The 20806-nt window shown below is 42.0% G+C and carries 15 protein-coding genes; 7 read left to right on the top strand and 8 right to left on the bottom strand.

What is annotated here, in order from left to right:
• Positions 1–249 precede the first annotated feature (249 nt).
• Positions 250–858 (top strand): response regulator transcription factor, encoded by a 609-nt coding sequence (locus tag R7093_RS14240; protein ID WP_318146706.1) that lies wholly within the window; start codon positions 250–252, stop codon positions 856–858.
• Here the strand turns inward: R7093_RS14240 and R7093_RS14245 are convergent.
• The 5 genes from R7093_RS14245 to R7093_RS14265 form a co-directional block, all read right to left on the bottom strand.
• The gene (locus R7093_RS14245) at positions 855–1742 is read right to left on the bottom strand and encodes a LysR family transcriptional regulator (protein ID WP_005376516.1); all 888 of its coding nucleotides are present in this window, start codon (positions 1740–1742) and stop codon (positions 855–857) included. The two genes, R7093_RS14240 and R7093_RS14245, sit on opposite strands and share 4 nt — an antisense overlap.
• A 157-nt stretch (positions 1743–1899) precedes the next feature.
• Positions 1900–3270, bottom strand: a complete 1371-nt coding sequence (locus tag R7093_RS14250; protein WP_005376517.1) for a GGDEF domain-containing protein — start codon at positions 3268–3270, stop codon at positions 1900–1902.
• Between the two features lie 9 nt (positions 3271–3279).
• Positions 3280–3876 (bottom strand): response regulator transcription factor, encoded by a 597-nt coding sequence (locus R7093_RS14255; protein WP_017635347.1) that lies wholly within the window; start codon positions 3874–3876, stop codon positions 3280–3282.
• Positions 3869–5035, bottom strand: coding sequence for an EAL domain-containing protein (locus R7093_RS14260; protein ID WP_064354730.1), 1167 nt, complete (start codon positions 5033–5035; stop codon positions 3869–3871). The genes R7093_RS14255 and R7093_RS14260 overlap by 8 nt, the downstream gene beginning before the upstream one ends.
• The gene (locus tag R7093_RS14265) at positions 5019–8684 is read right to left on the bottom strand and encodes an ATP-binding protein (RefSeq protein WP_213907691.1); all 3666 of its coding nucleotides are present in this window, start codon (positions 8682–8684) and stop codon (positions 5019–5021) included. The genes R7093_RS14260 and R7093_RS14265 overlap by 17 nt, the downstream gene beginning before the upstream one ends.
• A 447-nt stretch (positions 8685–9131) precedes the next feature.
• Here R7093_RS14265 and ylqF point away from each other — a divergent pair, with 447 nt between their 5' ends.
• The gene (gene ylqF, locus R7093_RS14270; RefSeq protein ID WP_005376521.1) at positions 9132–10076 is read left to right on the top strand and encodes a ribosome biogenesis GTPase YlqF; all 945 of its coding nucleotides are present in this window, start codon (positions 9132–9134) and stop codon (positions 10074–10076) included.
• 337 nt (positions 10077–10413) lie between these two features.
• Positions 10414–11595, top strand: a complete 1182-nt coding sequence (gene cqsA, locus R7093_RS14275) for an alpha-hydroxyketone-type quorum-sensing autoinducer synthase (protein WP_318146707.1) — start codon at positions 10414–10416, stop codon at positions 11593–11595.
• A 103-nt stretch (positions 11596–11698) separates the two neighbouring features.
• Here cqsA and R7093_RS14280 read toward each other — a convergent pair whose 3' ends face one another.
• A complete protein-coding gene (locus R7093_RS14280) occupies positions 11699–13744 on the bottom strand; it encodes a response regulator (protein WP_025767846.1) in 2046 nt (681 codons plus the stop codon).
• A gap of 363 nt (positions 13745–14107) precedes the next feature.
• Between R7093_RS14280 and R7093_RS14285 the strand changes: the two genes are divergently transcribed.
• Positions 14108–14725 carry an HAD family hydrolase gene (locus tag R7093_RS14285; protein ID WP_171345646.1) on the top strand — a complete coding sequence of 206 codons (618 nt, stop codon included), beginning with the start codon at positions 14108–14110 and terminating at the stop codon, positions 14723–14725.
• Positions 14726–14814: 89 nt separating this feature from the next.
• On the opposite strand, the gene R7093_RS14290 is transcribed toward R7093_RS14285, so the two are convergent.
• Positions 14815–15363 (bottom strand): GNAT family N-acetyltransferase, encoded by a 549-nt coding sequence (locus R7093_RS14290; RefSeq protein WP_005376525.1) that lies wholly within the window; start codon positions 15361–15363, stop codon positions 14815–14817.
• Positions 15364–15634: 271 nt separating this feature from the next.
• Here R7093_RS14290 and R7093_RS14295 point away from each other — a divergent pair, with 271 nt between their 5' ends.
• Both R7093_RS14295 and dcuC read left to right on the top strand, forming a co-directional pair.
• Positions 15635–16759, top strand: coding sequence for an acyl-CoA desaturase (locus tag R7093_RS14295; RefSeq protein ID WP_318146708.1), 1125 nt, complete (start codon positions 15635–15637; stop codon positions 16757–16759).
• Positions 16760–17118: 359 nt separating this feature from the next.
• Positions 17119–18486, top strand: coding sequence for an anaerobic C4-dicarboxylate transporter DcuC (dcuC, locus tag R7093_RS14300; protein ID WP_005376528.1), 1368 nt, complete (start codon positions 17119–17121; stop codon positions 18484–18486).
• A 103-nt stretch (positions 18487–18589) separates the two neighbouring features.
• Here the strand turns inward: dcuC and R7093_RS14305 are convergent, their stop codons facing one another.
• Positions 18590–18946, bottom strand: a complete 357-nt coding sequence (locus R7093_RS14305) for a hypothetical protein (protein WP_005376535.1) — start codon at positions 18944–18946, stop codon at positions 18590–18592.
• A 576-nt stretch (positions 18947–19522) separates the two neighbouring features.
• Between R7093_RS14305 and R7093_RS14310 the strand changes: the two genes are divergently transcribed.
• Positions 19523–20755, top strand: coding sequence for an OFA family MFS transporter (locus R7093_RS14310; protein ID WP_318146709.1), 1233 nt, complete (start codon positions 19523–19525; stop codon positions 20753–20755).
• Positions 20756–20806: the final 51 nt, after the last annotated feature.

A 20806-nucleotide genomic window follows, 5' to 3' on the forward strand; every position in this document is an offset into this window, starting at 1 on the left:
CTGAAGGCATAGAACACTGAAAGAACACTTTCAGTTTGTTAGTTTTCTGTCAGCGTAAGTTTTAAGCAATCATCCTATCACTAGGTATTTCAATACCTGACATCGTTATTCCCATAATCAAGACACTGATTTTCACTTTTGGAAAGAGTCATTTTCCTTCATCTTAGCAAGGTTTTTCCTACAATCCTATTCATCCAATTGCGCTGTCGCCTGACAGCACACTAGTTGATGTATTAGGTGAGGTTAACTTTGAATAATGTTCTTATTATCGACGCTCAACCATTGTATAGCGAAGCACTTGCTTCTCTAGTTGAATCTGTAATCAACGCAGCTGAAGTGATTCAAACCACTGACAGTGCGGAAGTGATGGATCTTGTTCGAGGCCAAAAGATTGATTTGATTATTCTAGACGTAGTGCTTGGCGACCGCGATGGTATGCGTTTAGCCAAAAACATTTTAGCGACGGGATATCGTGGCCGACTGTTATTTGTTTCTTCACGCGACTACTCGAGTCTTTCTAAAGCAGCGTACGAAATGGGCGCAAATGGCTTCTTAAACAAACATGAAACAAGAGAGACCATTATTGACGCAATCGTGAGTGTTTCACGCGGTTACTCAATGTTTAAGTCGACTCACACACCATCGTCGGGTAACGTAACACTTTCAAATCGCGAAGCCATGGTGTTCCATTATCTTGTACAAGGCTACTCAAATAAGAAGATTTCTGAACAACTTTCACTCAGCGCTAAAACAATCAGCACCTACAAAACGCGTATTCTGAAAAAGTACCATGCGGACACGTTGATTGAACTTCTGCATACTATTCCTCAGTCAGAAAACATTGAGTTTTGCCGCTAAGCGCTCATGTATTTTGCAATAGCACCGATTAACAACTGGTGCATTGCATCATGTCTTAAGCTTTGCTTCACCTGTACAACCACTTTTGGCCAGCCATCTGGGTAAAAATGCTCTGGCACTCTTATAAATTTATATCCATCAATTGGCGCCTGATATTCAAGTAACACGGTTGCGGCGCTTTTTTGCTTAATTAGCTTCAATACGCTGCTTACGTTGTCTAGAGCCGCAATACGGTTGATGACCATACCGTGGCTTTCCATTGCACGCTTAACGAGCTGCTCTTTCTCTTTCCAACCGATAATCTCTAACATGATAAAGGGAAGTTTGGCCGCTTCTTCCAGGGTGGCAATTCCCAGCTCTTCAGGGACAACTACCACAGCAGGCGCATAGCCGATGAACTTCTGATAAACAGATTTCGGAACATCCTCGTTGAAGTAATGTAACTGCGCATCCACTTTGCCTAGGATTATCTCTTCTATCGTATACTCTGTAATCGTTGCTATCGAAATGTGCGCCTTGGGAAACAGCGCCATTAAATCCATTGCAAGTAAATGCCCAAATGAGTATTGAGCGGTTTGCGGTAAACAAATGGTGATGTCTTTTTCGTAATTTTCCGGTTCAAACTCATCTCTAATTAGACAAGTTTCAAGCTTCTCGAGTGCATCGGAAATTTTAGGTAATTGACGTTTTAAATAGTCCGTCGGTTCCATGTGGTGAGGATGCCGAATAAACAATTCATCGTTTAGCTGGAGTCGCAATCGGGCAAGGTATTTGCTAATTGACGCTTCGCTCTTCCCCATCGCTTTCGCAACGGGCTTGAGCTGACGGTGCTTATCCAGTAAGACAAGTATTTTAAGTAAGTTTAAGTCGAGATCTTTGTTCACGTGCGACACCAAATGTAAGGTCGAGAATAAATAGAGCAATCACTATTTGTTGACTGCTCTAATATAAAAGACCACTCATTCTGTTTGGTCAAATTAATCAAACAGTTATGTCATGGTTATGTTCCGTAACTTAACATTGAGTCAATACTAGCGCTGCTTAATGGGACTTTTGTCTGTGTTTTTTCATCTCATAGAGATCTTCATCTGCACGTACAATAACGTCCTGAAGGGTTTCGTGTAATTCATTCGCCGCGATACCAGTACTCACACTAACTTCGATATCCAAGGTCTTTAGTCGGTTATCTTTAACGACACTACGAAGCTTCTTCGCCAATATTGAAGATTGGCTGATACTGCAACCTGGCAGAATCGCAACAAACTCATCACCACCAGTTCGAACTAGATAATCACTATTTCGAAACACTTTAGACATAGCATCAGCAATAATCCCAATAACTTCGTCCCCTACATGGTGACCGTAATGGTCATTGATTCTCTTGATCCTATCGCCATCTATTGCAATGACGGAATATGGCGCGGTTTCCAAACGACGTTTGAATTCGCTATCTTGAAAGACTCTGCGGTTAAACAATCCCGTTAAATCATCTTTCGTCACGTTCGTCAGTGCTTTCGCGAGGCGAAGTTTGCTCTCTTTAGATTCATAAGCTTTGTTGTAATACGCTAAGGTTACGAAAAAGAAGATGATAAACAAGAACACGTAATCCAATACAATTTTACTGAATGGGTACATGTAAACGATAAGATTGTTGTTGTCTGCGACATATGATTGGGTGTACGCGAATGATGGAAAGGGGTAGCCAGCGAAATAAATCACCATTTGTTTGTTCCCATTCGCTATTTGAACATCCACCGCTTTCCCATCATTATAAAGCGGCGAGAGGTATAATTGTTCCGAGAACTCTCCCACTAACTCACCTTGAAAGTAAACCGGACTCATGATGCTTATCGCCATGTCATCGGAGTATGTCGTTTTAAATGGTAGGGAAAACAATACCCGGTCCGTTAGTTGCTCTTTCCACGCGGCTAACACACAAGAATAGTTACTTTTACACCAATCAACATCAAATGTGGCTTTCACTCCCTCTAGCGCTTCAATCGGTCTCTCTAAGATGAGTTTGTTTCCAGTATAAGAACGAAAATACATAACGGCATTTTGTCGATTGAACGCATTTGATAAATACGCTTCAGCCTGATGAAGCGATTTCCGTGCAACAGCTTCAACGTAATTGAGTTTTTCATAAGGTGACAGGGAGTAAATCGCATCTTGAAAGCTCAGCTCTGTTTGCGCTTCTACTTCACTCACGCTCATGCCTTTGTATTGCTCGAGCTGCGCTTCCGTCAATAGCCCCATGAGAATTACTTTTTGTTTTATTTTGGCTAAATTATTCGCGTAAGTGTTGAACTGCTTTACTTCATAAGAAATTAACACCGCACCAATCATTGTGACAGAAGTGACGAATAGTAATGTTGCGATGAAAAGAGACAACGCGATACTTTTAAGTGTCATGATGCGGTCTTACGCCCCCGCCACTCTTGTTAGCTCAACAATGTTCTTTACGTTAAATTTATCCAATAGACGACGTTTGTATGTGCTGACTGTTTTGTCACTTATTGATAGCACTGAAGCGATTTCTCTATTGGACTTTCCTTGTAGTAAATACTTCATTACTGCACTTTCTCTGCTTGAAAGTTGTGGCATTTCTCGAACGCTGTTAACAACTTGCTTAAATTTGAAGAAGGTATACCCCTTCTCTACCGCTTCTATCGCGTCTTTAAGAATGTCGTGATTTTCCGATTTACACACATAGCCATCAGCGCCAGAACGAAAAGCCATTTGGCTGTACATTTGGCTAGTTTCAGCGGAGAAGAAAATGACTTTGCCTTCATAACCATGGGATTTGATACGTTTGTAGAAATCAAACCCATCGCAATCTGCCAAGTTCACATCTAAGATCAACAGTTGAATTTCTTCCTTTTTCAATATTTGTAATGCCATCTTCGCTGATGTTGCAGTAAATACCCCATTTGTTTTCCCTAACTCTTCCAACAACGACTTGATTGCAACACAAACGAGAGGATGATCGTCAAAGATCAAGTAATTCAATTTATTCATATCTTTCATTTAGTATGGTTATGGCTTCTAGTGGCATGGGTTTATCAATGTAGAAGCCTTGGCAAAGATCAATCCCATACTCACGTATCGCTTGCAGTGTGACTTCGTCTTCAATACCTTCCGCGACCAGTCGTATATTCAAACTTTTCGCTAACGCGCAAATAGCAACAACGATGTTGCGTTTTTTGATGTCGCATTCGACACCTTGTACAAACGAACGATCGATTTTTAACTCGTTGAATGGCAGTTGAGCCAGTTTTTCAAACGTCGATGACCCCGTGCCAAAATCATCTATTGAGACAGTGACACCGTTCATCCTCAACTTGAGTAAATTCTTGTACAGGGACGCGCTAGTCTGAAATGTATCTCGCTCTGTAATTTCAATGGTGATTTGTGATGGGTCAATCTCGCTCTCTAAACATTGCTGTAAAAAGTAATGAGAGAACGCCGTATCTTCTAAATTTTCATGGTCTACATTGATGGATACGTTTTGCGTCAATCCGCGGTGTTTCATGTCATAGATAACATTACTCAATACAGCTTGAAACAACTCTCCAGAAAGGCGGCAACGCTCTACAATTGGCAAAAAATAATGAGGGGGTAACACACCATAAATAGGATGATTCCAACGCGCGAGCGCTTCATACCCAAGCACTTCCCCACTTTGCACATCGACTAAAGGCTGGTAATAATTTTTCACGCGCCCTTCAGCCAGAGCAAACAGGAATTCTTGATCTTCCACTTCAATAGGTTGCGCAAAGCTGACTTGTTTCGCTTTTTCATCTTTTATTTTACCCAACAAATCAACGACTTCATTTTCATCGTATGGCTTAGGCAGCTTCCCTAATACTTCAAAACTAAATCCCTCGCACATGGCTCTTACCGCAGAAATAATGGTCAATTCCATTGCACTGACCAGTACAACTTGCCCCTGGTACTGGACTTTATCGAGCATTTCCATCATATCGATGCCGTCTTTTCCGGGCATTTGGATATCACAAAAAATCACGTCAAAATATTGTTCCTGCACACTCTGAATAGCGGCATCCACACAGTTAAAAGGGATGACTTGCGCGCAATAGCGATCCAATATTTGCGTAAGTATTGTGGTTTGTAGCGGATGGTCATCAATCACCATCACATTAAATTGTGTATTCATTTGTCTCTACCCAATAGTTTATGTTTTCGATCTCCTGCTCGATTCGTAAAATTAGCTCCGCTGTTCGCCTGTCAAACTCCGCAGCAGTAACTCGTTCTGCCTCAATACAAAGCTCAGTCAGCATGCTTACCCCTATCGCCCCAACCGCTCCTTTGATGCCATGAATGACCCGTTTTTTGTCTCGCTCAGTCGATGCGGCGTTTAAGTTTTTTATATCTGTAGACATTGATTGACTAAACACGCGCGCAATCTCTTTTGCGTCCTGTGCTTTGAACCGTTTAATCCAGCCGGGCAGCCTACCCCTCTCTTTTTCGCCAATAAATGGAATCAAAACGGTTTTTAATTGATTAAGGTCATAGGGCTTGTAGAGCACATCATCAATGCCGATATCCTGTGTACGTTCAATGGCAAGACGAGCATCTTCTGCTGTCACACCGATGATTGGAATTGCTTTAAACTCGGAGTTTTTCACGTGCCTAACAAGCTCATAGCCATCCATTTCTGGCATATGAAAATCGGTCAGCAGCAACACAACGTTTTCATCTTGGTTGATGTATTCCCATGCTTCGCGGCCGTTATTCACAATGACAGGTTCGATTCCAAGTTCATGAAGCTGCATTGCTATCACACTTTGGTTAATGGGATTATCTTCTGCGACCAGTACCGTGCCGAGAACCCAAGAAACCACTTCTTGATTTACGTCACTAAGCTTGGTTTCTTGCTGCGTTTGGCTGAGCAAATTGAACAATGTATCTGGATATTGAATCTCTCTTAGCGTAAGACTGCCAAGTACCCTTTGTTCGTCACGCAGCATTAGGCCATTAAAACTGGCATCGCTGTCGTGTATAGGGTGAAGGTTCGCCACCATTGTTTTTAACGTCGCTGGACGCATTTTCCACGCGTCACACCACTGGCGAATATTAAGTGGTAAGCTCTCGCTATACGTCCAGTTCAAACAAACGTCTGGCTCAGAGTCGCAATGCTCAATTGGCAGTCTGACAGTAATCGTCGTGCCCAAGCCAAATTGTGAATCGATGTAGAGCACGCCGCCCATGCAGTCGATCAATCGGTCAACAATGCTCAGCCCCAATCCAGTACCGCCATATTTACGCGTAATAGTGTCATCCGCTTGAACAAAAGGATTGAGAATGCCTTCGAGTTGGTCATCCGTCATGCCGATACCTGAATCCGCCACTTTCAAAATAAGCTGCTTTTCATGAAGAATGACACTGATTCCAACCTCTCCTTCGGCAGTGAATTTCACCGCATTGGAGAGCAGATTGGTGGTAATTTGCACCAATCGCAGCGCGTCGATTTCAATGAAAGCATTCGAAAATGGTTTGATTGTCACTTTGTAATCCAAACCTTTCGCAAGCGCTCGTGGTTCAAAGCTTCGAAACACATCGCACAAGGTTTTAAGCAAGTCGGTCTTAACTGGGGCGACGGTTAAGTGCCCTGCCTCTAACTTTGAATAATCCAGTACTTCGTCTACTAGCGTATTCAAATGATTGAGCGAGCGTATGGCTTGGGCAATTAACTCGCGATTTGAATCTGCCGTCACTTGGCGATTTAGCAAATCGAGGATGCCGTGTGCTGCCGACAATGGCGTTCTTAATTCGTGACTCATGGTTGCCAAAAAGTTTTCGCGCGCACGTACCGCGGTTTGCGCTTCTTTTTGCGCATCGATTAACGCCTGCTCACGTTCTTTTTGCTGGGTAATATCTTGAATAACAGTCAGTACAAACTTGTTCTTACCGCTAGGAGAAGCGATGACTTTGCGTTCTCGATATACATGTTTAATATCAAGTTCACAGCCCGACGAGGCAACCTCTTCTGAAATACGCTTTCCAGCAATAACAGTGGTTAGTTCATCAAAATTATTCACCAGAGGAGCGTGCGCAGAATCACTTTTCAACTTACATTGTTGGCACTGTTTACTGTTGTAGTTGGCACAATTGCTCATCTCCATATGGTTATTTTCACTATGGATAAAAACCAAGCTATTGATCTCTTTGATGATGTCCATCAGCCATTGCTTTTCCGCTTCCTCATTGTCAGCATTAAATTCGGCTAACCTCACTTTAAGTCGCATGTGAGATAAGATGAAATACGCCGCAATTAACATGAGACAGAATATGAATGAACCAGCAACAACAAATGTAGCGATCTGCTCCGCGTCATAGCCATAAGTCAGTTTGAAGCTTCGGTGAGAACGCAGCAGTTTTTCGATCTCGTTAGAATCAATGGTTTCGATGATGCTGTTCAACATGTGTTGAAGTTGTGTATTGTGGTTTGCAACCGCAAATGCATTAGAGAACGTCAAAACCTCCTCCGCATTGATCACCAAGCCATCGACTTGATCTTGTGCAATCATGTTGTGAACGATGTCGTCAGGAATGTAAGCCACATCCAAAACGCCCGATTTCAAATCGGTAAGCAGCTTTTTCAAATCATCATAATGATCAACTTGGCCTTGTTGCCAAGTGCCCAAATGAACTAACCCTTGCTTTTTCAAAGTGAGCAGAATACCCGCTTCTTTCAGTGCAGATTTATCGCGCTTGCTCTGCTCCGTTTGGATAGCCACGTAATTACTGTGCATGAATGGTTTAGTGAACAACCAATCTGACTTAGGTAGCTCACCCACATAAGAGATGGGGACTATATCGGCATCAAATGCCGTTAATCCGTTAGAAAGGCTCGACGTCGGCTTCACATACTTAAAGCTCAAGCCAGTACGAGACTGCAATAAGTCGACAAAATCTGGAAAGAAGCCATCTAACTCGCCCGTTTGCGAATCTCGGTAGAGAAACGGATAAGCTTCGTCACTGCTGCTGTAAGTTATCACTAGTTTGTTTTGATGATTACGTCGGTAATCTACCAATAACTTATCACTGATATGGTAAGGATTTTTCGAGGCGACGGAGCGAATGTTTTTTCCATTTTGCTCCCACTGAAGGATTTTGTTGATGTCATCGATCAGACTCTGTTTGTCCAACGAAGCGATAAAACTCACCTCTTCGTTTTTCAACCAACTGGGAATATCGACAACCCCTTTTACAATGTCATTCAAATCCAAATATTGGGTAATACCAACATAAGTGTAAATCAGCGCGTTCGCTTTACCTCGCTTAACTTCATTAAACGCCTCTAAACGTGTTTTAACGTAATGTATCTTATCGATACCGCGTTCAGTGAGGTTGTCACAATACACACTGCCCTCAACACACACCCATTTAAGATCACGCGCATCACTATCTCGGTAAGTGGCATTCCGATACCAAACAGCGATAGTGCTCGAAAAGAAAGGCATCGAAAACAAGAAACGCTTTTCTCTTGCTGCTGTTTTACTAAATCCAACCGCACCATCAATCTTCTTGCTTTCGACATCCGCAAGTAAAGACGGAATATGCTTGTAAGTCCGAAGTTCTAACTCATAATCCAAAGCTTTAGTAATGTTAGACAAATACTCAAGACTAATTCCGTACGAAGGACCAACGCTACCGTCAAACGAGTCTTTAGCTTCGTCTTGCGCAATAACACCAACGATGACCTTCGGTTTAGGACTCTGTTTGGCAGTTGAGCAAAAAGAACTCGCTAAAAAAATTAAGGCGACGGACGATACCGTAATACTTCTAAGAATACTGAGCATGACTGCTTCCTCTGAATGGAAGCTCAGACTAGTTTTTGTCAGATAAAAGTCAAACTTCGCTCAATAGCGAAATAAAAATAAAGCTTTGATATAAAATCAAAAAACCAAAATCCGTCAGAACAATCTGACAACACAATCCACCTTTGACTACACAGCGTTTGCGTTCGGTCTCTCACCCAGACGGATATTCACTGCGAGTCGGTATATATAAGAGATGTGTGCTTTTAGGTTTGCACGCCATAGCTTTTTACTTTCATCTTGAATGATTCATCATCATTCCATGATAAACTGGCGTATTAACATGAAAGAAAGCTCAACTCCGCGGTTTCGAGCAGCTTGAAGTAAACACAGTTTTAGAAAATGCGTTCTAGTATTGTATTACTCAAGACTCACATTGCTACTTTTACAACCGCTGGAGCATTAGAAAAATTAAGGTATTAAATTCAAATGGTTAATAACTCAATCCAGTGGTTTCCTGGCCACATGCACAAAGCACGTAAAGAGATCGAAGAAGCAATCCCTCAAGTGGATGTGATCATCGAAGTACTGGATGCTCGTATTCCTTTCAGTAGTGAAAACCCTTTGATTTCTCAAATCCGTGGTGACAAACCTGTCGTTAAAGTTTTGAACAAACGTGATTTGGCCGATCCAGAGTTAACTCAACTGTGGATTGAGCACTTGGAGCAAGAGCAACATGTAAAAGCAATGGCGATCACGACTTCTGAACCACAAGAAGTGCATCGAATCATGGAGCTTTGCCGCAAACTTGCCCCACACCGAGAAGAGATTGGTAAAAACATTCGCACCATGATCATGGGCATCCCAAACGTTGGAAAGTCGACGATCATTAACACCCTCGCAGGTCGAACAATCGCTGTAACAGGTAACCAACCCGCGGTTACACGTCGTCAACAACGTATCAACCTGCAAAATGGCATCGTATTATCTGATACTCCAGGAATTTTATGGCCAAAAGTGGAAAATCCACACAGTGGCTTCCGCCTTGCGGCTACTGGCGCGGTAAAAGATACAGCGATGGAATATGACGAAGTCGCATTCTATACCATTGAATACCTAGCAGCTCATTATGCAGACAAGCTTAAAGAGCGTTATCAAATTGAAGAGCTTCCAGAATCAGATATCGAGATCATGGAAGAAATTGGTCGTCGCCGCGGTGCACTACGTGCAGGTGGACGTGTTGACTTGCACAAAGTATCAGAGATCTTATTACACGAACTTCGCCAAGGCACTTTGGGCCAAATTACATTAGAACGCCCAGAAATGATCACTCAAGAGCTGATTGAAGTCGAGATTGAGACCGCCCGTAAAGAAGAAGAAAAAGCGAAGCGTAAAGAAGAGCGTCGTAAGCGCTATTTACGTAATAAGCGATAAGCTTGTCTCTTATCTACTCATGTTTCAAGGCGCGATTTTCGCGCCTTTTTTGTTATCTAATGCGCCCATTTTTTTCACTTTTCAAACTTTATATTCCTCATCCAAAATCCCAGATATGAAGCACGAAAAAACACCGCAAAATCGCCGTATAAACTTTAAGCACAAACTAGTTTAGACCCCGGGCCCCTATAGAGTTACAGCCACCATCCAACCCTCAAATGTCGAGTTTGCAAGGGTCTGCAAACTTATGCAACCTGGTTAGTGACACTCTCCCCAAAATCCGCAATATGAATAAGTGTCAGCGCTGGCGTTTTTCCATATGAAGAAGAGATTTATTATGAGTGAAACTATACAAAGCAAACCACTTCCCTCCTTTATCGAGGAACGCCTAGATTTTTATATTCAAGATCTAATCGAACCGAATGAGAATAAAAAACACCTTGTTCTTGGTAAACGCCCACCGTGTAATGCCGTTGTCCTGCAAAGCAATGATTACCTTGCACTGTCTCATAATAAGGAGATTCAAAACGCGCATCGTGATGCGATTTCCCAGCACGATGACAACGTCGTGATGTCCGCGATTTTCTTACAAGACGATGAATCGAAACCTGTATTTGAAACGCAACTAGCCAGTTTCGTTGGTATGCCTAGTTGTCTACTTTCTCAATCTGGTTGGGCTGCGAATGTCGGTTTATTGCAGACTATTTGTGCACCGAACATACCTGTGTACATTGATTTCTTTGCACATATGTCTTTGTGGGAAGGCGCACGTATTGCCGGAGCACAAATTCATCCGTTCATGCATAACAACACCAGTCACCTAAGAAAACAGATTTCACGTCACGGTTCAGGGATCATTGTTGTGGATTCGGTTTACAGCACTATCGGGACCATCGCTCCTCTACGTGATATCTACGAAATAGCACAGGGGTTTGACTGCGGCCTGGTTGTAGATGAATCACACTCTTTAGGTACACACGGTCCACAAGGTGCGGGGATACTGCAGGGTCTTGGCTTAACTCATAAGGTAGATTTTATTACCGTTAGTCTTGCCAAGACCTTTGCTTATCGTGCTGGCGCGATTTTAGGCCCAGAAAAACTGTCGAAGACGCTTCCGTTTGTGGCGTACCCTGCAATATTTAGTTCTACCGTATTACCGCAAGAGATCATTCGGCTAGAGAAAACACTGGACGTCATAAGAAAATCAGATGATAAGCGAGATATTCTGTTTGAAAGAGCCAAGTCTTTAGCCGTTGGTTTAAAACGCATTGGATTTACTATTCGCAGTGAATCACAAATTATCTCATTAGAATGCGGCAACGAGAGAAACACTGAGCGAGTCCGCGATTTTCTCGAAGAGCGAAATGTTTACGGCGCAGTGTTTTGCCGCCCTGCAACTGGAAGGAACAAAAACATCATCCGTTTTTCAGTCAATGCCGACATGACAGCTGCTGAAGTTGATCATGTACTCACTGTCTGCCAACAAGCATTTGCACACCCTGACTTAGAGTTTGTGTAAGTTAGTGTGTAGATAAAACTAAAGAGCTCAACAGTTTTGCTGAGCTCTTTATTCGTGTTATTCGTTGTGAGCAACTCGCCTCAAGAAAACAAGTCGCGAATGATTAGATCCAGTTTGCGATTTTATCGAACAAGCGATTTTTATCCGCCGGTTTTACGATGAAGTCAGACATACCCGAAGACCCAATTTTGTCCAACGTGACAGGTGAACTATCCCCTGTATGTGCAATAATAGGTACCGACGCATAGTTTTTATCCGAGCTTCGAATTCGCCTAGACGCTTCTACACCATCCATAATTGGCATTTCGATATCCATCAGAATGAGATCAACATCTTCTTGCTCTAGTGTATCCAGAGCCTGCTGCCCGTCTTCTTTCTGAATCACTTCAAAGCCTTGCTTTTCAAGTAACATTGCCGTGAATTTACGCAAAGATTCATTATCATCCACGACCATAATTGTGCGCTTATTTGAATTATCTAACGTCACCGAGGCCGTTGGTGTCGATACATAGCTTGAATCATATAAGAGACGCTCAATAGTTGGTTTAGTATTCAATAACCAGGCTTGCGTTTCGATCCAAATAGGTTCATATGCAGCCTTACGTGCTCTCTGAGTCGGATGATGCTCAAAAAGATAAACTATGCGTGCTTCAGTGAAAGACAAGAGAGATTCTAATCTATCCAATTGGTTTGCTCTTGGATCTAAGCTCTCAAGATCGATAAAAATCAGATCGAATTCGAACTCGTACTCTTTCTTTTTGAGTACTTGGTTGGCATCTAAAATCGTCGAGTCAAAGCCCATAAAACGGCTAATATCTGTTACTTTAGACACCAAGATATCTTGGCTAGTCACCGTTAGAATGGTTTTGAGTTTAGTCAGATCGTTTTTGATTTCAGTAACGGTATCAGATGTCGTTAGTGGGAAAGTTAACGTAAATTGAGACCACTCCCCTAACTGAGATTGACACTCAATGTTCCCCCCAAATGAACGCATGACTTTTTTACAAAACGGTAGACCCAAACCATAACTTCCTGATTTGCCAGTGGTGTAAAAGTCTTGAAAGATATTGCGTAGAACATCAGGAGCAATGCCAGCACCATTATCGGTTACAACAATTTGATTAAAGCGTTCTGAACTTATCATGGATACATGTATGTGAAAATCTTCAGATTTACGGTGATGGAAGGCATTCTTGAAGAGGTTATACATAACGTATTTAAGTAATGTATCACTACCTAGAAACTCAAACTCACTTCTCGCATCCAGCGATATGGCAAATCGATCAGTGGCACGTTTATAACTGAAGCTTTCAATTGCCCGTTCAACGACCGAGTGAACTGAATATTTTTTGAAGCTAGAACGAGAAACTCGATTTTCATCAATCGAAGTTAGCAATAAATCGATGGTTTCATTACCCGATTGGATAATGTTCATTGCATCCTGACTCACTTCACGTAATAAGGTGACATCCTCTACACTCATGACGTACTGCTCTTTTCCTGCCTCTTTCATGTTGGGCAAGATCGACTGGATAACATCTATTGAAGTGCAAAGCCCACTCAACGGGTTACGCATTTCATGTGCGATCCCTGCCCCGAATGATTTTGCCAGCGAGACTTTCGCTTCATGTTCAACTTGGTTACGAAAATAGAACAAATTACCGAAGACATAAATAAACAGAAAGATTGGCACATGAGTCCAATCCATGGTCAAGTCAAGATGGAACCCTTTTGCAACCCAAGCGAAGAATGTTGCTAAACCTATCCCAGCAAAGGTTTGAGCAAACATGACCCTAGTAACATGAACCAGTAAAATGTGTAAGAAAATTGCAGACATAAACGACATAACCCATACATTGGACCAGTCATTCATCAGTAACATATAAAAAAAGAAAAACGGTAAGCACAGCGTTATCGTCACTTGGTAGTAAATAGGAACATAATCTCTCCAAGTCGATGATAAGCGGTTTCTAAAAATGATGCCGAAAAACAATAACGAGCAAAACAATCTAAGAGGTAAATTTTCATAAGCCTGTGGAAAGGCAAACTCCCAGACAAAGTAGTACAGCGGAAAGCCAAGAAACCCCATCCAGCCAACGAGAGTTAGGTTTGGTTCTGCATATTGATAAACCTTACGTATCGAGTCCATATAATCTGTTTTGCTTACTCCGCCTGACGCACAATAGTGTGATTTTGATTCACTTTTATCGTTTTATTATTAACTAATTATATATTAATCATCATTTATAAGCAGCGCGAAATGACGTAAACAGCTCGCAATACTTATCTTTAGTTTCAATCTTTTAAGACAGCTACACTTGATTTACAACCAAATAAACAAAGTTGCATATAGTTTAGTGCAATTTTGCGATAATCGCTCTGTATCCAATTGGATGTTAATCTCATTTTGTGCAAGAAACTTAAGTCGCGCCTTTGGCACGACTTTCCAACGATTCAAAAACAGTACTCACCGCATATAGCGTGGTGAAGAACAATTGGCTTGGGATGTGTTATGAATTCTGTCCAGATAAAAAATGTCATTTTTGATGTAGGTAATGTATTGGTACGCTGGTCTCCAGTAGAAATCGTTCGCTTAACATTTGGTGGTTCCGTAGAGTCAGAGAAAATGGCTCAGATGCTATTTTCATCACAAATCTGGAAAGATTTAAATAAAGGGACGATCTCCGAAAGGGAAGCAAAACAGCGTTATCAACGTGAACACCAAGTAACGACGGAAGAAATAGACCGCTTCTTTTATTATGTAAAACACACTCAAATACTACTTTACGGCAGTATAGAGCTGTTAAAACGAGTAAAAAGTGCCGGATATGGCGTATATGCGCTCACAGACAACATCAACGAAATTGTGGAACATCTTCGTACTACCTATGAGTTTTGGCCACTGTTTGATGGAGCAATCATCTCTTCTGAAGTTCAATTACTAAAACCACAAGCGGAGATCTACCAAACTCTACTTTCAAAGTATCAGCTTAACCCCGAAGAGACAGTATTTATTGATGACATGCCTTACAATGTTGAAGGTGCCCGAGCAGTTGGCATGGCTGCTATTCAGTTTGAAAATGCTCAGCAATGTGAGCTCGAACTAAAAGCTATGGGGGTTAACTTCTAGAAAGCTTTTAATAAAACATAACGTTAGGGTGCATAAACAAAAAAGAGCAGTGTTGAGACTGCTCTTATCTAATGTTTTAGAACGCTAGGTTAGGAGTAAATCACGTTTTCCTCAATCCCACTAACTAATGACTGGGCGTTCTTCCAACGGAATACTTTTTCTAACACCTCTTTGCCATCAGGTGCGCGCCAAGTTCGCTCTTGATCCTCTTGACCACCAATGTGGCGATAGAATTCAATCGCAGAAATGTTTTGCGACACAACTTCTAAATAAAGACCTGTGTCTTTAAAGTACTGCTGTTGCCATTCTGCGACAGCAAGTAATAGCTGCTTACCAATCCCACGACCACGGTAACTGTCATCAACATGCAATGCGTCAATAAAGGTTCCACGCTCGAAATCATGGTTGCCGAACACACAAACAAAGCCAAGTAGCAAACCTCCCTCCTCCGCCAAGACAATGTGCTGATTGAATGGTGGGTTGGTCAAACGGGTTTGCCAAATCAGTAGTTTGTCGTCAATCGCTTCTTTCTCAAGATAGTTATCACTAAGAATGCCACGGTAATGACGCTTCCAGCTATCCGCATGAAGATGCGCAATGCGCTCGTAGTCCTTATATTCCGCTAATCGTAAATCCATTACGTATTCCTATTTTCTTACATTTTTGCTTCTTTATAGAGTCTCGGTATATTCCACCTTTATAACACTTGTTTCTTGGCAGATTTTATACACCTTAAGCCAGAGCTCATTTTTTAATACTACTCATTATTCAATTAAAAGCAAAATATCCCATCAAGTTCCTTAATCTACACCCAAAGGAATAGTCACATTTGTCTAACTTTAATTTGACTTACATGTGTACGCTGATATTCTGGCGAACAGTTGTTAGCTCAAAGTTAGGGATACACCTGTGACTCAAAACAAACCACCTGTTATCTGGTTGAATACATTAATATTTTCTGCCATTTTTGTTCTGACTTTTATTGTAATGCCTTGGTATGCATATCATTTTGGGCTGGGTTGGGAACATCTAATTTGGGGAGTGATTGCATTTAGTTTTACTAACCTTTCTATTACAGCAGGCTATCATCGTCTCTGGAGCCACAAAACGTACGAAGCTCATCCTATTTTGCGCGCCATTTTTGTGATTGGAGGAGCATTTTCTTTGCAAAATAGTGCATTACATTGGTCTTCTGATCATCGTGTGCATCACAAACATGTCGACAATAACGATAAAGATCCGTACTCAGCCAAGCGGGGTTTTTGGTATTCTCACATTGGGTGGATGTTACGTGATTACAATAAGTCAAAGGAAAACGAATATACAAACTGCCGTGACCTAAAGCGCGACAAAATCGTCATGTGGCAGCATAAGTATTATGTTCCACTTGCGCTACTGACTAATATTGGTTTCCCAGTCATGCTCGGACTGATCTACGGTGATATCTGGGGGATGTTATTGGTCGTTGGTGCGGCTCGACTCTTTATGAGTCACCATACGACTTTTTTCATTAACTCCCTCGCACATATTTGGGGTAAGCAAACTTTCACAGACAAAAACACTGCTCGCGATAATGGTGTACTCGCCTTTTTCACATTTGGAGAGGGTTACCATAATTTCCATCATATTTTCGAGAATGACTATCGCAATGGCGTGTATTGGTGGCATTACGACCCAACGAAGTGGTTGATAAAGTCATGTTCTTGGCTAGGACTCACATCTAAGTTGCGCACAACGCCTGCATTTAGAATTGAAAAAGCCCGTGCGAGTCAACTTTTGAAGAAAGCAAGAGAAAAGCTAGAATCGAAACCGAACACGCAAACGATCCTCGATCAGCTACAGCAAGAGTTTGATACTTTAGTTCATCACATGCAGGAATACTACGAGATGCGCAAAGAAGTACTCGGTGCCAAAACTGCCAGTGTGGTAAAAAAATACGAATGTTCTGTAACAAAAATGAAGTATCAGCAAATTAAAGCAGAGTTCGAACGGCAGCAGCGTAGTTGGAACCTTATGGTTCGTCGATACGCATAGTTTATCCTCATTCTTACGATTACTTAGCTTCGCTTCGGCGAAGCTTTTTTGTTGTGAAGAGTGTTTTCCAATAATTGCTTATTGAGTAAAGTCTTTTTCCTATTGTGAATCAATTCACTCATTATTCATTCACTTTCCTAGTCATATTTTCCTTCCTATAAATAGCTTCAAACCAGCACATAACACTTAGAAAACCAAATTCCAACAATACAATCTAACGAAATTATTTATTAAATTATTATTTGTCTCAGATCATGCAAGCCCCATATTTGTCTCGTGCCACAGCTAAGAATTCTGTAAATTCCTTGTCATAAACTGAAACAGTTTCTTTGTTTTTTACATAACATTCGGAGATCCCTATGTTAGAGCTCTTAATTGGCTTAGTGGTTACCATTGCGGTGGGTTACTTTATTGTCAAAGGCTATAAAGCTGCGGGCGTGTTACTGACAGCTGGTATTGCTTTACTTCTTATGACTGGCGTTTTGGGGCACGACGTGCTGCCGTCAAAAATCACCTCAACTGGTAACATGGTGACAGATGCGCTGGAATACGTGAAATACATGCTTCAATACCGCGGTGGCGGTCTTGGTATGCAAATCATGCTGCTTTGTGGTTTTGCGTCATACATGACTCATATCGGCGCGAACAACGTGGTAGTGAAACAGTTCTCTAAACCGCTTTCTGTCATCAAGTCTCCTTACGTCCTTTTGGTAGCGGCTTACATTGTGGCGTGTTTAATGTCTCTTGCGGTAAGTTCTGCAACAGGCCTTGGCGTACTATTAATGGCGACATTATTCCCAATGATGGTCGCGATGGGCATTTCTCGTCCAGCAGCCGTTGCAGTGTGTGCCTCTCCAGCGGCAATCATCCTTTCTCCTACTTCTGGTGATGTTGTTATCGCAGCAGAAAAGTCTGGTTTAGAGCTTGATGTGTTTGCGGTACAAACTGTGTTGCCTGTTTCTATTTGCGCAATCATCGTCATGGCAGCGGCAGCGTTCTTCTGGAACAAATACTTAGATAAGAAAGAAAATACACCAATGGAAAAAATTGATGTATCAGAGATCAAAGCTGACGCACCAGCGTTTTATGCAGCTCTTCCTTTTCTACCTATCATCGGCGTTTTCCTATTCAACGGTCGTACCATTCCAGGACTTAGTCTAGACATCTACACTATTGTGGTTGGTTCGATTTTCCTTGGAGCTCTGATCCATTATGTTGTAAATAAGTTCGATGGTAAGAAATCACTAGAAGATTTAGATTCTTGTTACGCAGGCATGGCTGACGCGTTCAAAGGCGTTGTGATGCTTTTGGTTGCCGCTGGGGTTTTTGCACAAGGTCTGATGTCTATCGGAGCTATCGATAACCTACTTCATCTAGCAGATAATGCTGGTGCAGGCGGCGTTGCTTTAATGCTTATTCTAACTGCATTGACAGTTGCAGCAGCAATTGCAACGGGTTCGGGTAACGCGCCTTTCTATGCGTTCGTGGAGTTAGCACCATCTTTGGCTGCGAAAATGGGATTAAACCCTGCTTTCCTAATTATCCCGATGCTTCAAGCATCAAACCTAGGCCGTACTATCTCACCAGTATCTGGCGTAATCGTTGCGACATCAGGTATGGCAAACATCAGCCCGTTTGAGGTTGTAAAACGCACATCCGTTCCAGTTCTAGCAGGCCTTATCACGGTGATTATTGGTACTATGGTGCTTGTTCCAATGAGTGCCTAACGGTATTGCCACGATCAAACTAAAAGCAATATCCGAACAAAATTACGTTTAATTAAAAACGCCAGCAAATGTGCTGGCGTTTTTTTTATTCTAATGTGTTGATTTACGCTGACTTAAATCGGTCAGGAATCTTAGTGATGCTCTCTCTGTAGCTAAACCATAAGTAGGTAACGGCAAGCGAAAAGAATAAATATGAAAGTGCGAATACGATTGGAGACGTGATTAATTCCGCGGACATTCCCCACATCACACCGACTACGGTTATCGTCAACTTAGAAAGCATACCGCAAATGAGTAGGAATAAAGCAAGCTGTGGAAAGCGCGAGCTGCGAAATGCGAAGAAATAACAGCTACCTACCGCTAAAGAAGCAATAGATAAGCCCAACATAAATGAATGGATGTGGTCTGCTGATGCGATACCAGCGGATACCGAAGCCATGAGTAATAGGAACAGTTTCATAAGTCACCTCACAACAAATCTAAAAAGCATCCCTTCATAAATGAAAACTCATTTTTCACTATATTCTGCGCCTAAAATCAGCAATTACAAGTTACTTTTTTGCTCACTTAATGAACATAAAAGCTAATCAGCTTCAATTATTACAAAAGGTTAACAATTAAAAATTAAGAAACCCTTTGCATCTGATACTTACGACAGTTAGATGATAAATTCGCCATTTTTGTTACAGATGGTTAACATGGAAACATTTTGAAATTTTTTATTTGAAATGTGAACTGTGCACTCAACAGCGTAAAACCTCTCTGTCTTGACTCATCATTCGTTATTAGCGAACAAAAAATATCACTTTTTTACAACGTTCTTACTACATACAAAACCATGAATTCACATCCACTTTTAATGTTGCAAATTATTTTATCAGTAACCGTAAAAAGAGATTCCAATCACATATTTATTGGTTATAATCCGCGCTCATTGCGTTAAACGTTGAAAAACGCAAACTAATTTTGAGAAAAAACATCTTTAAACCAACCTTCTTTGCGGCATTGCCAATAAGAGGAAAAACTGAGAATAAAAATGAGCAAGATTGATAAAGCTATGCGCATCCTGTTAGCAGGGTTCTGTATCAACCTTTGTCTTGGCATCCTGTATGCTTGGAGTGTATTCAACAAGGCACTGGTAACTGAATCAGGCTGGAGTGCTGCAGAAGCTTCTGCACCTTACGCAACTGCAACCATCACTTTCTCTATCTGTCTTCTTATTGCAGGTATTCTTCAAGACCGCATGGGCCCTCGAATGATCCTTATCCTAGGTACTGTTCTTACAGGTCTGGGCATGATCGCGTCTGGCTTTGTTGACACTCCACTCATGCTGAACATTACCTTCGGTGTGATCACAGGTGCAGGTATCGGCTTTGGTTACGCATGCCTATCACCTTCTGCGATGAAGTGGTTCCACGCTTCGAAGAAAGGTATGGTTAACGGCATTATTGCGGCAGGTTTTGGTCTAGCGGCTATTTACCTTGCGCCAGTAACTTCTGCGCTAATAGACAGCATGGGCATTCAAACTAGCTTTATGGTTCTTGGTGTTGGTATCCTAGCGATTGCGGTTCCTCTTGCAGCAACCATCAACAACCCACCAGCAGACTACACACCTGCGGAGCCTAAAGTAAAAGAAGGCCAAGCACCTAAAGCGGTGAAAAAGTCAGATGACTTAACTTGGAAAGCAATGTTGAAAACGCCACAGTTCTACTCTCTATGGATCATGTACGCGTTTGCAGCTTCTGTTGGTCTAATGATCATTGGTAACATCACGACAATCGCAAGCGTTCAAGCAAACTTGCCAAACGCGGTTTACCTAGCGTCTATTCTTGCTGTATTTAACTCTGGCGGTCGTGTTGCCGCGGGTATGCTTGCAGATAAAATCGGCGGTGTTCGTACGCTTCTACTCGCGTTCGTTCTACAAGGCGTAAACATGGTGCTGTTCGCGACGTTCGACTCTGAGTTTACACTGATCATCGGTACAGCAATCGCAGCGGTAGGTTACGGCACACTTCTAGCGGTATTCCCTACTCTAACGGCTGAGTTCTACGGTCTGAAAAACTACGGCACTAACTACGGCGTGCTTTACACAGCATGGGGTATCGGTGGTGCAATCGGCGCAGCGGTTGTTGGTTTCTCGATGACAAATGGCGACGGCTACACCTTGGCTTACACAATTTCTTCAGCAATGGTGGCAGTATGTATCGTACTAGCGTTCATCACTAAGCCATTGTCTGAAGCGAAAGTAGCACAGCTAAAAAACGCATAATTGCGAATTGATTTGATAGCGAAAAGGCTTAACCTATGGGTTAAGCCTTTT

The organism is Vibrio sp. 1580 (assembly GCF_033340055.1).